9 protein-coding genes are annotated in these 15,917 nt (G+C 53.1%); 3 read left to right on the top strand and 6 right to left on the bottom strand.

Annotated features, from left to right (window positions below; all coding sequences use genetic code 11):
* Positions 1-22: 22 nt before the first annotated feature.
* The 5 genes from rhaM to ABD920_RS07075 form a co-directional block, all read right to left on the bottom strand.
* On the bottom strand, positions 23-334 hold the full coding sequence (rhaM, locus tag ABD920_RS07095; protein WP_345157859.1) for an L-rhamnose mutarotase: 312 nt from the start codon (positions 332-334) through the stop codon (positions 23-25).
* 399 nt (positions 335-733) lie between these two features.
* Entirely contained in the window at positions 734-2,347 is a 1,614-nt protein-coding gene (locus tag ABD920_RS07090) for an arylsulfatase (protein ID WP_345157857.1), read from the bottom strand.
* 283 nt (positions 2,348-2,630) lie between these two features.
* On the bottom strand, positions 2,631-5,120 hold the full coding sequence (locus tag ABD920_RS07085) for a glycoside hydrolase family 31 protein (protein WP_345157855.1): 2,490 nt from the start codon (positions 5,118-5,120) through the stop codon (positions 2,631-2,633).
* 422 nt (positions 5,121-5,542) lie between these two features.
* Complete coding sequence (locus ABD920_RS07080) at positions 5,543-7,042, bottom strand: RagB/SusD family nutrient uptake outer membrane protein (RefSeq protein WP_345157854.1); 1,500 nt, start codon at positions 7,040-7,042, stop codon at positions 5,543-5,545.
* Positions 7,043-7,063: 21 nt separating this feature from the next.
* Positions 7,064-10,249 carry a SusC/RagA family TonB-linked outer membrane protein gene (locus ABD920_RS07075; RefSeq protein ID WP_345157853.1) on the bottom strand — a complete coding sequence of 1,062 codons (3,186 nt, stop codon included), beginning with the start codon at positions 10,247-10,249 and terminating at the stop codon, positions 7,064-7,066.
* A 918-nt stretch (positions 10,250-11,167) separates the two neighbouring features.
* Between ABD920_RS07075 and ABD920_RS07070 the strand changes: the two genes are divergently transcribed.
* From ABD920_RS07070 to ABD920_RS07060, 3 genes are all read left to right on the top strand, one after another.
* Entirely contained in the window at positions 11,168-12,574 is a 1,407-nt protein-coding gene (locus ABD920_RS07070; protein WP_345157852.1) for a purine-cytosine permease family protein, read from the top strand.
* A 32-nt stretch (positions 12,575-12,606) separates the two neighbouring features.
* On the top strand, positions 12,607-12,798 hold the full coding sequence (locus ABD920_RS07065; RefSeq protein WP_345157851.1) for a hypothetical protein: 192 nt from the start codon (positions 12,607-12,609) through the stop codon (positions 12,796-12,798).
* A gap of 207 nt (positions 12,799-13,005) precedes the next feature.
* Positions 13,006-14,343: an FGGY-family carbohydrate kinase gene (locus ABD920_RS07060; protein ID WP_345157849.1), complete on the top strand. Its 1,338-nt coding sequence runs from the start codon at positions 13,006-13,008 to the stop codon at positions 14,341-14,343.
* A 69-nt stretch (positions 14,344-14,412) separates the two neighbouring features.
* Here ABD920_RS07060 and ABD920_RS07055 read toward each other — a convergent pair whose 3' ends face one another.
* Positions 14,413-15,429 (bottom strand): GntR family transcriptional regulator, encoded by a 1,017-nt coding sequence (locus ABD920_RS07055; RefSeq protein ID WP_345157847.1) that lies wholly within the window; start codon positions 15,427-15,429, stop codon positions 14,413-14,415.
* Between the last annotated feature and the right edge of the window lie 488 nt (positions 15,430-15,917).

Raw genomic sequence — 15,917 nt, 5'->3', positions numbered from 1 at the left:
TGTTGTTTATGGAGCCTCCGTATTACTCCAGGTGAAAGACTTCTTTCAAAGGAACACTGACCGGGGAGTTATCCGGATTCGTGTCCATGATGTCGGCCATATAGGCCCACCACTTCTGCACGATAGCCGTGCTCCCCAAGTCCTGCGAGGAGGCGCCGCTTTGCTTCTGCACTGCAAACAGGGTGTGGGTTTCTTCATCCAGGTATATGGTGTAGTCGCTGATGCCAGCCTCTTTCAGAAGCTGTTTTAGTTCGGGCCATATCGCATCATGCCGCCTTTTATATTCGGCCTCATGCCCAGGCTTCAGTTTCATTTTGAAAGCAAACCGCTGCATATCTTTCGTATTAATTCTTAATTCGTCTTATCCTGTTTCCGATGCAATTATCTGCGAAGACCATTATAATGTACACTCGAAAATTATTTCGCCTACGCTGATAGCCGCTGTACATCCCACTGGACTCACTACTTCTAAGTTTCATGCAGGCTGTGGTGCTCTCAGGCCGAGAGGCCTTGTTTTCCCCTTCGGCGCTGTGTACATTTCCTGCCTTACGGCTGCCACTAACGTGGCACCGGAAATCTACAAATAGAGGGCCCCTACCCCCGGCGCCTCATGGAAAAACTGGAAGAGCTTTCACTCCGTGCTGGATGCTATGTTTATATATAGACATAAACAACTGAAATACGATAGATCGTATATGAATTAATCTCCAACTTCAAGTCACTATATCTTACTTTACTCGCGCTTCCGCTGCTTGTCGTACTCCACCAGCTGTGCAAACGGCACCACATTCGCGCGCGCAGCCCAGGCATCATACAGCTTTTCCATTCCCTTTACTTTTTCCGGGCGTTGGGCACTGAGGTCCTTCAGTTCTGTCCGGTCTGTTTCCATGTTATAGAGCGCCCACTTATTCTCCGGGAACATCGACACAAGCTTCCACTCCCCTTGCCGAACAGCGCGGTTGCCTTCATGCTCAAAGAAAATAGCCTCATGCCCCTGCCATTTCTGCCCGTCGAACAGAGATGCTAAACTCACCCCCTCCATCGGTTTGATTGCGTTTCCCTGATAAGTTTTCGGGTATGTTACCCCGGCCAGCTCCAGGCTGGTCGCCATAAGGTCGATGATGTGCGCCGGCTGGTGACTGATGCTGCCTGGCTGAATCGTGCCCGGGTAATGCGCAATGAAGGGCGTAGAAATGCCGCCCTCATGCTCCCAGCGCTTGAATTTGCGGAAAGGAGTATTGCTCACGTTCGCTCCTTCGTACTCGTACGCGGTGAAGGAGGCGGGATTGCTGGGCGACATCCTGCTCGCCTCCAGAATCTCAGGGGTAAAACCAGGACCATCGATGGCTTCGTAGCTGCCGCCGTTATCTGACAGAAACATGATGATGGTGTTCTCCGCTTCCCCTAATTCCTTGAGTTTCTGCCGGAGCCTGCCTATGTTCTGGTCCATGCGGTCGACCATGGCTGCATACACGGCCATTTTCTCATCCCACCTTCTTTTCTCGGCTTCTGAAAGCGACTCCCATGCCGGCACGTTCTCGTCGCGGGGCGACAATTTTGTAGAACGGGGGATGACGCCCATCTCCTGCATGCGCCGGAAGCGTGCCTCACGCAGTTTATCCCAGCCTTTCATGTAACGGCCTCTGTATTTGGCTATATCTTCTTCCAGCGCATGCAAAGGCCAGTGCGGGGCGGTATATGCCAGGTACAAAAAGAACGGCTTGTCCTTTTCTTTTCCCTCTTCGATAAACTTCAGGGCATAGTCGGTGTAGGCGTCAGTGGCATAAAAGCCTGCGCCCGGCGTGTAGGGCGCATCATCAAGGGCATAGGTCAGCTTTTGGTTGGGGCGGTAAGGGCGGTTGCCGAAGTAGCTGTTCGCGCCGTCCAGCAGGCCAAAGTAACGGTCGAAGCCCTGCTTTACCGGCCAATGCTCCTTTCGGTCGTTCAGGTGCCACTTGCCGGCCATCAGCGTGCTGTAGCCACCGTCCTTCAAGGCTTCGGCAATGGTTACACACTCCTCGTTCAGCATGCCCCGATAGCCAGGCTGCTCCCGCTCGTTGACCATATGCCCCACCCCCGCCTGATGCGGGTACAGGCCTGTAAGCAAAGATGCGCGTGTCGGGCAGCAGCGTGAGGCGTTGTAGAACTGCGTCATTTTAAGGCCACCCGTTGCCAGGGCATCCAGGTAAGGGGTCTCTATCTCCGAACCAAAGCTGCCGATGTCAGAGTAACCCATGTCGTCGGCCAGGATGATGATGATGTTTGGCTGGTCTTTCCGGGGAGCCAGGCTTACTAAAAGTCCGGTCGCGAATATCAGCGAAAGGCTCAGGATGCGTCTCTTTATCATAAACAAGGCATTAAAGGAGAAAATGTTATTGCGTTTGGGCATATATAAAGACAAGCCTCAATATTTATTCTATCGTGAGTTCGGGAGTTATTCTGTTTATGCTTTGACCGCTGTCCATCCCTGCGGCCTCACTACCTCTCAAGTTCCACAACTGGCTGTGGTGCTCTCAGGCCGAGAGGCCTCGTTTTCCCCTTCGGCGCTGCTTTCGTTTCCTGCCTTACGGCTGCCGCTCCCGCGGCACCGGAAACTCTCGAGGCGCCTCATGGAAAAACTGGAAACAGTTTCACTTCGTGCTGGCACCTTGTTGCTTGCTCACATGCAGGTTAATATCATCTTTATTGGAGCGCTTTGTCTTCACCCAAAGAAGTTTGTTTGAGGCATCGTAGAACCATCCTGCTCCTTTTTCCAAAGCTGCTGCGTTTGCCGCCGCCGCTATTTTCTTCCCGTTTTCCGTCACGCTGGCCGGAGCTTTCGCTTCGTTCCAGTGAATTTTAGCCATGTAGTGATGCGGGGGCACTTTGTATGTTCCCTTCGGCTTCTGGATAGCGAGTTTTAAACCGGATGCTGTCAGGTCAGAGGAGATTTCGGTGATGGCGTACTCCCCGTTTTTGTAGTCCAGGCTTTTGCCGTCATCCTCATACAGTTCGAAGCTGGAGGAACCATGCGGGAAGATATCCAGCGTGATGAGGTCCACCGGCTTTTCGCCAAAGTATTTCATCTCTGGCTGCATCGGGATGATGGCCCCGCCTTTGGCGAACATTGGGATGGTATCCAGCGGCGTGAGCACGTGCACATACTGCTTGCCTTCATACTGCTTGCCTGTCCAGTAGTCGAACCAGGTGCCTTCCGGCAGGTACACCGTGCGTGTTTTTGCTCCCTTTGTCGTGACAGGGTTCACCAGCAGGTTATTCCCGAACAGGTACTGGTCGGCTATATCATATACGTTCGGGTCGTTCTGGTACTCGAGCACCAGGGCGCGCATCAGCGGCATGCCGGTGGTGTGGTTGATGTAGGCATTGCTGTATATATAGGGAATCAGGCGGTAGCGTAGCAGGTCGTACTTCCTGAAGTTCCGGAGTGCATCCTCGCCATAGTTCCAGGGCTCTTTGTAGGTGGGGTGCTCCATCCCGAGCAGGTGCGCAATGGGGCTGAACATCCCGAACTGCACCCAGCGTATATAGAGTTCCGGGTCCGCCACGTGCTCAAACCCACCCATGTTGTGCGACCAGTAACTCACCCCGGACAGGCCAATATTCAACCCTGCTTTGATAACGGGTGCGAAGTACTGCCATTCGCTCGGCCAGTCGCCGGCCCAGATGAACGGATAGCGCTGAATGCCTGCATAGCCTTCGCGGGTGTGGGCCATGCCCCGTATGCCGTTGTGCTCCTGGAATTTCTCGAAGGAGGCTTTGGTATAAATGAGCGGGAAAATGTTGTGCTTCCACTTGATGTCTTCGCCAGTGGGCCCTACTTTTTCGCTCTCGTTTGCCAGAGCACCGAAGGCGCTGCCCTCATCTGTTTTCAGGAACATGGCGCCCTGGTCGGCGATGCGCTTTACCCCGTTTTCCCACCACCAGTCTACTGCCTTCTGGTCAAAGAAATTCACGAACTCGCCCGGACTGTTCTTTTCAGGGTATACAAAGCCCTTTTCCTGCGCCTGCGCCAGCAGGTTCAGTTGCTCCCCGTTATCGAAGCGCGGGCGCAGGTGCAGGCCCACCATTTTAAAGTCCATCGCATAGAGGCTGTCGAACATGCCTTTGGGGTCTTTGAAAGTCGGGCGCCACTCGAAGGAAGTAGCCCCTTTGCCGCCCTCTTTCCCGAATATGCGCCAGGTAGAGTCCAGGTGTAGGATATCGGCGGGGATGCCGTAGGTTCTGAACTTGCGCCCCAGTTCCACTACATACTTGTCTGATGTTTCAGCCTCGTGCCCCCAGGTGCCGCCGCTGTAGGTACCCACGTGCAGGCCCAGCGCAAACTCAGGCAAGAGCGGCGATTTCCCGGTCAGGGAGGTATAGCCGTCTAGCAGCGCCGGGAACGTGGGGCCATATATAAAATAGTAATCCAGTTCCCCTCCCTCGGCCTTAAAACTATAGCTGTCGGGGTTAGTGTGGCCCATATCCCATTCCGTGGGGTAGGCCGTGTGGAAGAAGATGCCGTAACCGCGGGTGCTCATAAAGAAAGGCACCGGGGAGTAATTCGCCTCCAGCACGTTGTAGGCCCCCACGTGGTGCGGCAGCCCTTTGCCCCTGCCCACGTTCAGCTCCAATTTCTTGTTGCGCTGGTCCAGAAAGTCCATCCGCTCGCCAAAGCCAAAAAAATGCTCATCCGGGGAGAGCTGCTTGGTTACCGATACGGCTTCGCCTTCTTTCGCAAGCCCGCCGCCCTTCCCGGCCGTCGCGTCTGCGGTGAGCAGTTTGCCAGCCTTGGTATATACCGCGATGCCGAAAGGCGCCTTGCTTACCTTTATATCGAGCTTCTCGGTTTGCAGCAGGAAATGGTCTGCCTTTTCAGAGGTCTTTATCTCCACCTTGGGCCAATCGTAATCAACCACCATATAGGGCTCGTTTGGCTGAAACTTCCTGTCCCAGCTGGCCCTTACCCGAAACATATCGGGTGAGTTGAACTCCAGCTTTACGTCCGCATCGGCATTGGAGAAAAACACCTCGTTGCCCTGCTGCCGGAAGCCGGACTGGTAGTTCCCGACAGGGTTTTGGGCCAGCGCAGCAAAGGGAAAAAACTGAAGAATGACAACTACCGCAAGGAGACTTTTCAAGGTATATAACATCTATATATGCTATCGGTTAAAGTGATTTATCGCGCCGTTGCCTCCTTTCCTTTACAAAAGGAGACTTTTGAAGGCGAATCAGCGGCACTCGCCTGCGCCTGTCATTGCAACGCTTCTCATAAAAATAGTCATTTCTGCTGATACAGGCATCCTGCACTGTCCGGTTGTAATGTCAGTTTGGAGTTATACCAAATCCTATCTACTTCCTTCCATAGCTAAAGTAAGAAACCCATTCGCCTTTCATTTTATTCAAATGGATAAAGCCATATATGGAAGAAGGTTTAGATCACTTGGTATTACTTGCTGTCTGTGATTCCTTCAGTGGGTGCTTTAGCCACATTTTTCAGCGAAAAGCAAAAGGAGCGACACACCATGCGCCGCTCCTTTCATGTGTTTTACCCCAGTGTAGGTTAATAGCCAGGGTTTTGCTCATATAACCCTTCTTTCACGGTGAGTTGTGTGAACGGAATAGGGTAAATCACATGAAATGCTTCGATGCTCTCCGGCATCCGGTTCAGCTCATCCTCCTGTGGCAGCCAGGCATTCATTTTGTCTATAACCTGGCCAAACCGTACCAGTTCATGCCAGCGCAGCCCCTCGCCCGCAAACTCCAGCCTTCTTTCTTCCAGCAGCATGCCGAGGGTTACATTCGCCACGGGCTCTAATCCGGCTCTGGCTCTTACCATGTTCACGATGTCATCCACCTCCTGCTGTGTGCCCGCGGCCCCCTGCAGGATGGCTTCTGCTTTCATCATGAGTACGTCGGTGTACCGGATGAGCGGGAAGTTGATGGGCCAGTCAAAGCGGTCAATGCCGGGGCTGCTTTCATCCAGGAATTTCCTGTAAAACGCCCTCGTCTCCACGTTCCCGTTCACATCCGTGAACCCTTCCTGAACCGTGACGCCTTTCCGGACATCTTCCGGGACATAGGCATTCAACAGGTCATCAGAGAGCTCCCGCATTTCCACGCCTGATTGCGGCGAAGGAATCCCTGGTATGGCATTGAAATACGATCCTGGCCCCATATAGCCGGGAAGGGTAGTGCCCAGCCCAAGGCCACCACTCTGGAACTGAATGTCGAACACGATATCGGGGTTGTTCTCATTGCCGTAACCGAAGATGCTGGCATAGTCGCTCACCCACCCATATGGGCCGTTGGTGATGACATCGTTCAGCAGGGTAAGTGCCTGAGAATATTCGTTCGCCTCCAATCCGGGGCCCTCTATACCATAACTTGGCCCTGAACGGGTGAGGTGAACGCGGGCCAACAGGGCTTTGGCGGCCCAGGAGGTTGCCCTCCCCTTGCCGGAGGCGCCATAGGAGGCGGGTAGCTTTTCTATGGCTGTGTTCAGGTCAGCCATGATTAGCGCATACACATCTGCCACAGGACTCCGGGGTATGGTTAACGCCTCGGCAGGAAGCACAACCGTGGCGTACAGGGGCACCTCGCCAAACCACCGGACCAGATCGAAATAATAAAGCGCTCTCAGGAACCTGGCTTCCCCCTCAAACTGGTTTCTCAGGCCTTCCTCGGGCACCACGCTCTCATTGAGCTTTTCTAATACCGTATTGGCCCGCATAATGCCGTTAAAATCATTATTCCAGGCCTCTGCGATCAGTTCGTTATTTTCCAGGGTAGTAGCAAAGTCATTCACCGGGTCCCAGGGCCTTACGCCCGTTGAAGAGGAACCGTACACGTTGTCTGACCTTGTCTCAGAGAGGTCGTAGTACCGGTCAGGGACAGGACTGAGTTGGGCATATATGCCGTTGACTGCCTGCTCAAAATCAGCTGAGTTACGGTAAAAGTTCGCTGCGCTGGCATCCGAAAGCGGTGCCTGATCCAGTTCATCCTCACAGGACACCAGGCCTGCCACCAGCAAGTAACATATGAATAAAGATATCTTTTTCATCACAATTGTTTTAGATAGCAATTAGAATGTAAGGTTAAGCCCGATCGTCATAGACTTCGCCAGCGGGAAAGCGCCATAGTCATCTCCCCCCGTGTTGATGGCTTCCGGGTTGAAACCGCCCTCATACTTGTCGTCCCCAAACCAGTTCTCTGCGCTTACATATACCCGTGCTCCCTGCACCAGGCTTTTGTTCTGGATTAACTGCCCCAGATCATACCCCAGGGTTATGTTTCGCACTCTCCAGTAGTCAGAGGAGTAGAGCCAGGCATCGCTCTTCAGGAAGCCGAAGTTCGAGTTCGCTTTTCCGCGTAGCCCGGCACCCGGGTCTTCGGGAGATCTCCAGCGGTCGCGGTGCAGGCCCAGCGTGTTCTCCACCAGGCCCTGGCCTGGCCTGTCCATGGCGCGGCCAAACAGCGAATAAATCTCCCCGCCCCGCTGGCCCTGCAGCAGCACCCTCAGGTCAAATCCCTTGAAACTGAAGGTGTTTGTGACACCCCATACATAGTCAGGGTTCGGCTTGCCGGCAATCACCCTGTCATCCGGGGAAATCTCCCCGTCGCCATTGGCATCCACGTACCGGGGGTCGCCGACGGTTTGGTTGCCGTAAAGCGGCACGCCGTTATCAATGTCCTGCTGCGTCAGAATGCCGTCCTGCTGTACCACGTAAATGCTCCAGAGCGGCTGCCCTATCTGCAGAATCCTGTGGAAAGTACCAAACTCCCCGGCCTCGACCGGCGTGTTATTCGGCCCTAGCTGCCTGACCTCATTCTTATTGTGGCTCAGGTTCAGGTTCGTCGTCCAGTTAAAGGCGCCTGTCATGTTGCGCGTGGTCAGTTCAAACTCCCATCCTTTGTTATATACCTCCCCAATGTTCGTCAGCGCGTTCGAGAACCCTGTGGCAGTAGGCACCGGTATGTCCAGCAGCAGGTTCGAGTTTGTTTTGGTATAGTAGTCGAAGGAGGTGAAAATCCTGTTTTCGAAAAGCCCCATGTCAAACCCGACATCGATGGTCCTGGACTCTTCCCACCCCAGGTTGGGGTTGGGGGCATTGGCGGGCACCTGCCCTGTGGCTATATTATTGCCGAAGGTATAATTGGAAAAATCGAGCAGGGCGATGTGCGCATAGTTGCCAATTGTGTTATTGCCCGAAATACCCCAGCTGGCCCGCAGTTTCAGGTCGTTTATCAACCCGATGCTTTCCATGAAGCTTTCCTCGGAAATCCTCCAGCCCACAGAGGCCGAGGGGAACGTGCCCCATTTGGTATCTTCCCCGAACCTGGAAGAGCCGTCGCGGCGGATGGTGGCGCTCAGCAGGTAACGTTCGGCGAAATTATACTGCACCCTGCCAAAGTAGGACAGCATTGTGTGCTTGTTCTCCGTCGTGAAGGTGCTCCCGACATTGATGTTGTTGGCTGCATTCAGGGTAGATATGTCATCCGTCCCAAACCCTCCGGCACTCCGGATCTGCCAGTTGTTGAAACTCCCCATGTTGTAGGACATACCGGCCAGCGCCGAGACATTGTGGTTCTGACCGATCACCCTGTCATAGGAGAGCGTGTTCTCATTCACGAAAGTCTGCTTGCGATAACCGTTAAAAGTACCGGATGCCTGCCTGTTCCCGCGTTGCCCGCTGACAAATGAAGGTGTGAAGGATTTGATATTGGCGTCAGAATGATCCAGGTTGACAGTGCTCCTGAACCTCAGGTTATCCACAATGCTGTACTCCCCGAACAGAGTCACCAGGGTCCGGAAGATCTTGGTTTCCCCAATGGAGTTTTCGATTACGCGCACCGGACTGTTCCTGGATACGCCCCACTGGTAAGGCAGATTGTTCCCGGTGTTCACGTCTAATCCCACGGTGTCTTCCACAACGGGGTTGAAACCTACCGCGATATGCATCTGCTGGTCTTTGCCTTCTACCCCGGGGTCGTTGATGATGGCGTAGGAAGGGTTCAGGTTGAGCCCGAACTTCAGTTTGTTGTTGGCTTTCACCTCTACATTGGCCCGTCCGGAATACCGCTCATACCCTACGCCCAAAGCAATGCCTTCCTGATTCAGATAGTCGCCTGAGACATAGTAATTGACAGCGTCGGTACCCCCGGATGCCGTCACCTGGTAATTCTGCACCAAGCCTTTCCGGAAAACCTCATCCTGCCAGTCCACGATCTGCAGCCCGGGGTGGCCTGGCTGCAGCCAACGCTCATCCAGGATCAGGCTGGGACTAAAACGGCCCAGAATGGCCATCCGCTCGGCAGAACTCTGGCTGGCCGTTCTGCCCTCCCCTGAATTCACCCAGTTGTAGTTTACCATTTCAATGGCCCTGTCTATCCACTCCTCGCCGCTGAGCACATCTAGTTTCTTTGCTGTTTCATTCCAGCCGGCATAGGTGTTGAACGTGATCCTGGGTTTGCCGGACTTGCCTGACTTTGTCGTGATGATCACCACCCCGTTCGCTCCCCGTGAGCCATATATGGCCGCCGCCGACGCATCTTTCAACACCTGGATAGACTCTATGTCGTTCGGGTTGATATTGTCCAGCGGGTTGCCCTGGGAAAAGCCTCCCGCTGAGTTCTGCGTAGACACGTCCAGCGGGAAGCCGTCGATGACGTACAGCGGCTCGTTGCCCGCCGAGATCGAGCCCGAGCCCCGCACCTGAATGCTGAACCCCTGCCCTGGTAACCCACTGGTTTGCTGCACCCTCACGCCAGCCATTTGGCCAACAAGCGCCTGGTCAACCCGCGCAATCGGCCTTTCCTCGATCGCTTTCGCATCCAGTGTGGCAATAGCACCTGTTATGTCGGCTTTTTTCTGGGTACCATACCCCACTACTACCACCTCTTCCAGCGCTTCGGTGTCTTCCGAAAGCGTCACGTTAATTGTCTGCGGGCCTGAGAACTCCCTTTCTACAGTATTGAAGCCGATAAAAGAGAACACCAAGGTGCCCGGCGTTTCAGGCACAGATAAATTAAAAGAACCATCTGCACCGGTGGCGGCGCCATTGGTGGTGCCTTTCAGCAACACGGTTACACCTGGCAGCGGGGCTCCCGCCTCGGACGTTACTATACCGGAAATAGTCCACTCAAAAGCATTGGCAGACACAACGGAAGGATGAGATATCGCCTCCTGGGGAAGAGCAGCTCCTATCAGAGCCAACGGTATAAATGCCATGCAGCTTCTTAGCTGCCATAGCTGTATTTTTCTTCTCATAGGTGAGCATTTTTAAGGTTATATATTTTTAAATCATTCCAGGAGCTTCAATCCGGTCAGCGGTTAGGCAAGGCTTTCTTTAAGTTGTTTAGCCTTAGCTGCTGCGGTACTTATCTGTCAGTCTCTGTCTTCCCACCCGGCTCAGGGTGGCATGCGCAGGAGGCAAGTCAGTTTGATTAGAACACCCGCTATGCATGCCACAGAACGGGTGCGCCCTATACTATAGCTACGAACCCCAGATACCTATATATCAGCTTTTCAGCTATTTATACACAGAGCAAAACCGATAACATCTCTGCCATTTCTTAAAATTACAGAGCTCAAAAAAGAATTCTATCCTGCTCTATCCTGTTGCAGCTTCGTAACAGCAGGGTTCGCGCCAGCTTGATTTTTAAAGTTTAAGAAAGAAAGGCTTTGCCGTGAGGTACATATGGAAGGTATATATAACGGCGCGCAAAGGGGAGGATTCGCTGCGTGCGCTGTATTATCCCCCTATAAACCGAATGCTACGTACGAAGCTGTTCTGCAAAACTCACCCCTGCCCCTACCTGGATGGCAAGCTGCAGACAGGCGAGATTCAAGGCGCATAAACCAGCTGCTATATATAATTAATTGCCTGGCGCAGAAGCAGCCCCTGCAGGTAATTCCTGCGTTACTGCCTTGTCTGCCCGGGGGCTGCTCAAATTTTCGCGAAATGCGGCAGACACAGGACACTACCGGATAGTTATGAAATCAATTATATCTATTTTTCACATCTGACACGCATCCTTACAAAGCACATAGGTTATATATCCTCAGTGAAAGCGATCGTGCGGAAATTACCCTATATTACTGACCTGAACTGAGTTTAGGATTTTGCCACATGCTGTTGCCCCCGAATCGAATACCGGGAAATGTAGTATCTAAACAACCTGAGAAATGAAGAAGACACTTGCCAATCAGTTAGACTCCATCGATGAGTATGAGCGGGAGCCGGTTCCTGAAAATAAGCTGAAGGGCCTGAAAAGCTTTATCGGCATGTACGCAGGGGAGCACACTGCCGGAACGGAGTTCGTGATAGGCCCGCTGTTTGTTGTGCATGGCGTAAGCGCGCCTGATCTTTTCCTGGGTCTGCTGGTAGGCAACGTACTGGCTGTTTTAAGCTGGGCTTTCCTGTGCGCCCCGATCGCGGTGAAAGCCAGGCTCACGCTTTACTTCCAGCTGGAGAAGATCTGCGGCAGGTACCTGGTATCGGGCTATAACCTCGTGAATGCCCTGATGTTCTGTTTCCTGGCAGGCTCCATGATTGCGGTGGCAGCGACTGCCGTGGGCATCCCCTTTAATATAGCCATGCCCGGCCTGGACGACCTGTACCCGACAAGCATCGGCTGGATGGTGACGGTGTTCCTGGTGGGGTCGGTGATCACAGTGGTCGCCATTTTAGGATATGAGCAGATCTCTAGGTTCGCGAACATCTGCGCACCCTGGATGATCCTGGTGTTCGTGGCAGCCGCCTTTGCCGTGATGCCGCAGTTGGGTATCACGTCGCTGGACAGCTTCTGGCAGGTGGCGCAGTCCCGGATCTGGACGGGCGTTCCGGTGGAAGGCTTCAGCAAATTCACCTTCTGGCACGTCACCTTCTTTGCCTGGTTCGCGAACATGGCCATGCACATTGGCATGGGTGACCTTTCTATCCTCCGCTATGCCCGGAAATGGCAATATGGCTTTGCTTCCACTGCCGGTATGTTTATCGGCCACGTGATGGCATGGATCGCTTCGGGTATATTGGTGGCGGCGGCAAGCGGCGAGGTGACCCCGGGGCCGATTGCCTACAGCAGCGCAGGCGTAGCGGGCGCCATCTGTGTGATGATAGCCGGCTGGACGACCGCCAACCCGACCATATATAGAGCGGGCCTGGCCATTCAGTCCATTGTGCCGAGTGTAAAAAGGTGGAAGGTTACGCTGGTCGTGGGCCTGGTCACCACGATTGCGGCCCTGTTCCCTGCCCTGGTCATGCGGCTGCTCGACTTTGTGGCACTATATGGCCTGGTGCTGATGCCGATGGGGGCCATCATTTTCATTGATTTTTATATTTTCCCTAAAATTGGTCTGCGCAGCAACTACGCGAGTGTGGTCCGATCGTCCTTTAACATAGCGGCTGGCGTAACCTGGCTGGCAACGCTCCTGCTTTGCCTGTCCCTCAATTTCTTCCAGGGCATAGAGATTTTCTTCCTGGGGCTGCCGGGTTGGTTCATTGCCGCCACCCTGTACATCGTCATAAGCAAATTTTACCAGCAGAAAATAACCGAACAAGCGGAAGTTAAGATTTCTGCGAATGCCTTATAATTGCGCTTCCTGCTAATTCTAACTCCACTCAAATGATGCAGTCTATCTTAAAAATCATATCATTTATCGGCCTGATCCTGACGGTTGTGCCTGCTTTCTTAGTATTTTCAGGGGCTATTGAGCTGAACTTTCATAAAACACTGATGTTAATAGGCACGCTGCTCTGGTTCGTGACGGCACCCTTCTGGATGAACAAGCAGAAGGAACCGGCAGGGGAAGCATAGCATCCGGCAAGAAGCCCGGGTCGGTGTGCCCTGAACAGAGAGAAACCGGTAAGACAACGCGGCACCGGAACCTTTTATACCGGCCTGTCGCCTGAGAAAAAAACGATCCGGTTGTATTGCCATCCAATACCAGCAGCCACAGCAGGGGCAGTTAAACACGCCTGCGGGCCTTAAACTATTGTCTAAACTTATTTCTGATTCTCCTTTATGATCCCTTGTATCGCAATTTTTGACATTGGCAAAACACACAAGAAAATCCTGTTGTTCGATCAACGCTACCAGATAATAAAAGAAGAAGAAGTTAGCATCGAGGCGACAGTAGATGACGATGGGGATAAAGGAGAAGACCTGGAGGCGTTGACCAACTGGATACGCGCCACCTGGCGGTCCCTGGAAGCAGACCAGCGCTATGACGTGCTGGCCGTGAACTTTACGGCCTACGGGGCCAGCCTCGTGCACCTGAACGATGCAGGCGAGGCTGTTACGCCGCTTTACAATTACTTGAAGCCCTTCCCGGAAAACCTGGAGAAACAATTTTACAACACCTACGGAGACAGGCTCACGCTATCGGCGCAGACAGCGTCGCCGCCCCTTGGCATGCTGAACGCGGGTCTGCAGCTATACTGGCTAAAGTATCAGAAACCTGCGTTATTCCGGCAGATACGGCATTCGCTGCACCTGCCACAGTACGTTGCCTACCTGTTCACCGGGGAGCTGACAACGGAGTACACCAGCCTCGGTTGCCACACTGCCCTCTGGGATTTTCAGAAAAAGGATTACCATGCCTGGGTATATGCCGAGGGCTTCGATAAACTGCTGCCCCCTTTGCGGCACTACTACAGGCCATTGGAGACCACCTTCAGGTCCGGGAAGATCCTTGCCGGGTTAGGGCTGCACGATAGCTCTGCGGCGCTCATCCCGTATTTAAAGCAGTACCGGAAGCCTTTCCTGCTGTTTTCGATGGGCACATGGGGCATCACGCTAAACCCCTTTGCCAGGCAACCCCTGAGCACGACAGACCTGCAGCACGACTGCCTGCAGTACCTGACGTTTCGGGGAAACCCAGTGAAAGCATCGCGTAAATTTATCGGGGATGTGCATGAGAAGCAGGTGAAGCGCTTCGCGGAGTATTACGGGAAACCGCTGGATTATTACAAATCGGTTCAGTATGATGAGAGCCTGACAAATGCGGGCCTGCTGCAGGGCCTGGGGAGCGCCCAAAAGCAGGGGCAGGCACTCGGGAGTGACACCGTGGTCTCAGCGGTGAGCTTAGAGGTGGACCTGGCCTTGCATGACACCTACGAGGCCGCGTACCATCAGTTAATCGAGCAGCTAATTCAGCAGTTGCTCGATTCTTTAAACCTGGCAGCGGAGGGAGACACCGGTTATTTTAAGCTGCTGCTTGTGGAGGGGGGCTTTAGCCGGAACCAGGTTTTCATGTCCCTGCTGCGGCGCGTTTTCCCTGATTTAAAAATCAAAGCCAGAAAAGAGGCCCAGGGCACCGCGCTCGGAGCCGCACTGGCTCTGAATGTGTGGCCATATTAGCATGCCTCGGCGGTAGGGCGGTTTTTTTCAGGCCTCCCTGCTGCTCCAGGCTGCCTGCCCCGGCAAGCGCTACAGAGAGCTTCTCCGGATAAGCGTGAAAGGGTTGTGTACTTTCTCCTGCAGTTTGTGCTTCATCAGATACCCTGCCGTTTCACCCATCTGTTCGTGGTTGGTCGAGATCACGGTGATCCCGTTATCCAGGAGCTTCTTCAGAGGCGTGTCGTTATAGGAGATAAGCCCGATGTCTTCTCCCAAAGCCATCCCATTTGCGCGGGTTTCCTGAATGAGATCGGCCAGATCAGACTCCTCCAGCACGATATAGGCCGTACCGGCCAATGGCGGCTCTTCCTGGATGTTGCTGACCACCGTATGCGCCATGGCGGTATCCCTGCAGAACTGGCGGAAGCCTTTCACGATCTCGATCGGATAGGCCACCTCCTTGGGGTATACCAACACAAACTTGTTGTACTTCTGCAACAGGTCTTTCCCCGAATGCAGGGCGCTCCTGATATCCCGCTCAAAATCCTGATACACTGCGGCGCAGTTGCCCTGGTAGGTCTCTATGTTCTTGTCGAGCAGCAAAAGCTTTTCCTCCGGGATTTTCCTGATTACCTGGTTGGCTGCCTCCACATTGGTGGAAAAATGCGGCATGATAACATAATAGTGGTATTTCCCTAAGCTTTCCTGAATCAGGTCTTCGCAGATTTTGCCGTCGAAGTGATGAATGTGCAGGTCTACAATGGCATCCTCGCCCAGTGTCTGGAGAATGGAATAGTAAACGGTTTTCTTGTAGGCGCTCAGCTTGTTGAACAGCAGCAGCACGCGTATTTTGTCGGCACAAAACGTTTTGCTGATGAAGCAGCCCTTTCCTTTCACAGAACTGATGACGCCCCGCTTGCGCAGCACCTTGTAGGCCTTTTCAATCGTGTCGCGCGACAGGTAATACATCTCGCTGGTTTCGTTGATGGAAGGCACGCGCTCCCCAAGCTTCAGTATGCCGGCCTCTATGTCTGCGATCACGGCATTAACAACCTGTAGGTATTTTGGCGTGGCAGACGTTGCATCAATACGGTCTATAAGTTCCATAGGGTAGTCTTTAAAATGGCAAAATGAACACTCGTTTAAATTTTGTCAGCTCATACCGCTCGAGAGAGCCATGTAAACCGACGGCAGCCCCGCCTGTAAAAAAACAACCTCAACATACTGTATACAAGGCCTTTACAGTATATTGATATGCAGCACCGGCCTTGCGCAACCGATTGCATTGAAGGTTAAAAAAAATCGCTTTTCAGCGTCTTCAATTTTCTTTTTTTACCTTAGTGAGTAGTCAATCAAGCGGTTCAGATTTCTAAGGTAACAATTTCTTTCAGTTTGTCAAAAAATTTACCAGGAAAAGCTTCGTCCCTATTGCTTTCTATATATGGCGCGACAGACAGCTCCATCCAGCCTGTAGGTAGAAACAGGCCCTGCCTACAGGCACATTTCAGTGTTACCTGTAATCCAACGGCTTATATAAATTCAACTCCAGGCAGCTTTCGAACATTGCTTACGTCCTTGAGGATTGCGCTGGATCA

The sequence above is a fragment of the Pontibacter saemangeumensis genome (genome assembly GCF_039541895.1).
Lineage (GTDB): Bacteria > Bacteroidota > Bacteroidia > Cytophagales > Hymenobacteraceae > Pontibacter > Pontibacter saemangeumensis.
The sequence above is the reverse complement of the archived record's forward strand: the minus strand, read 5'-3'. Positions and strand labels throughout refer to the sequence as shown.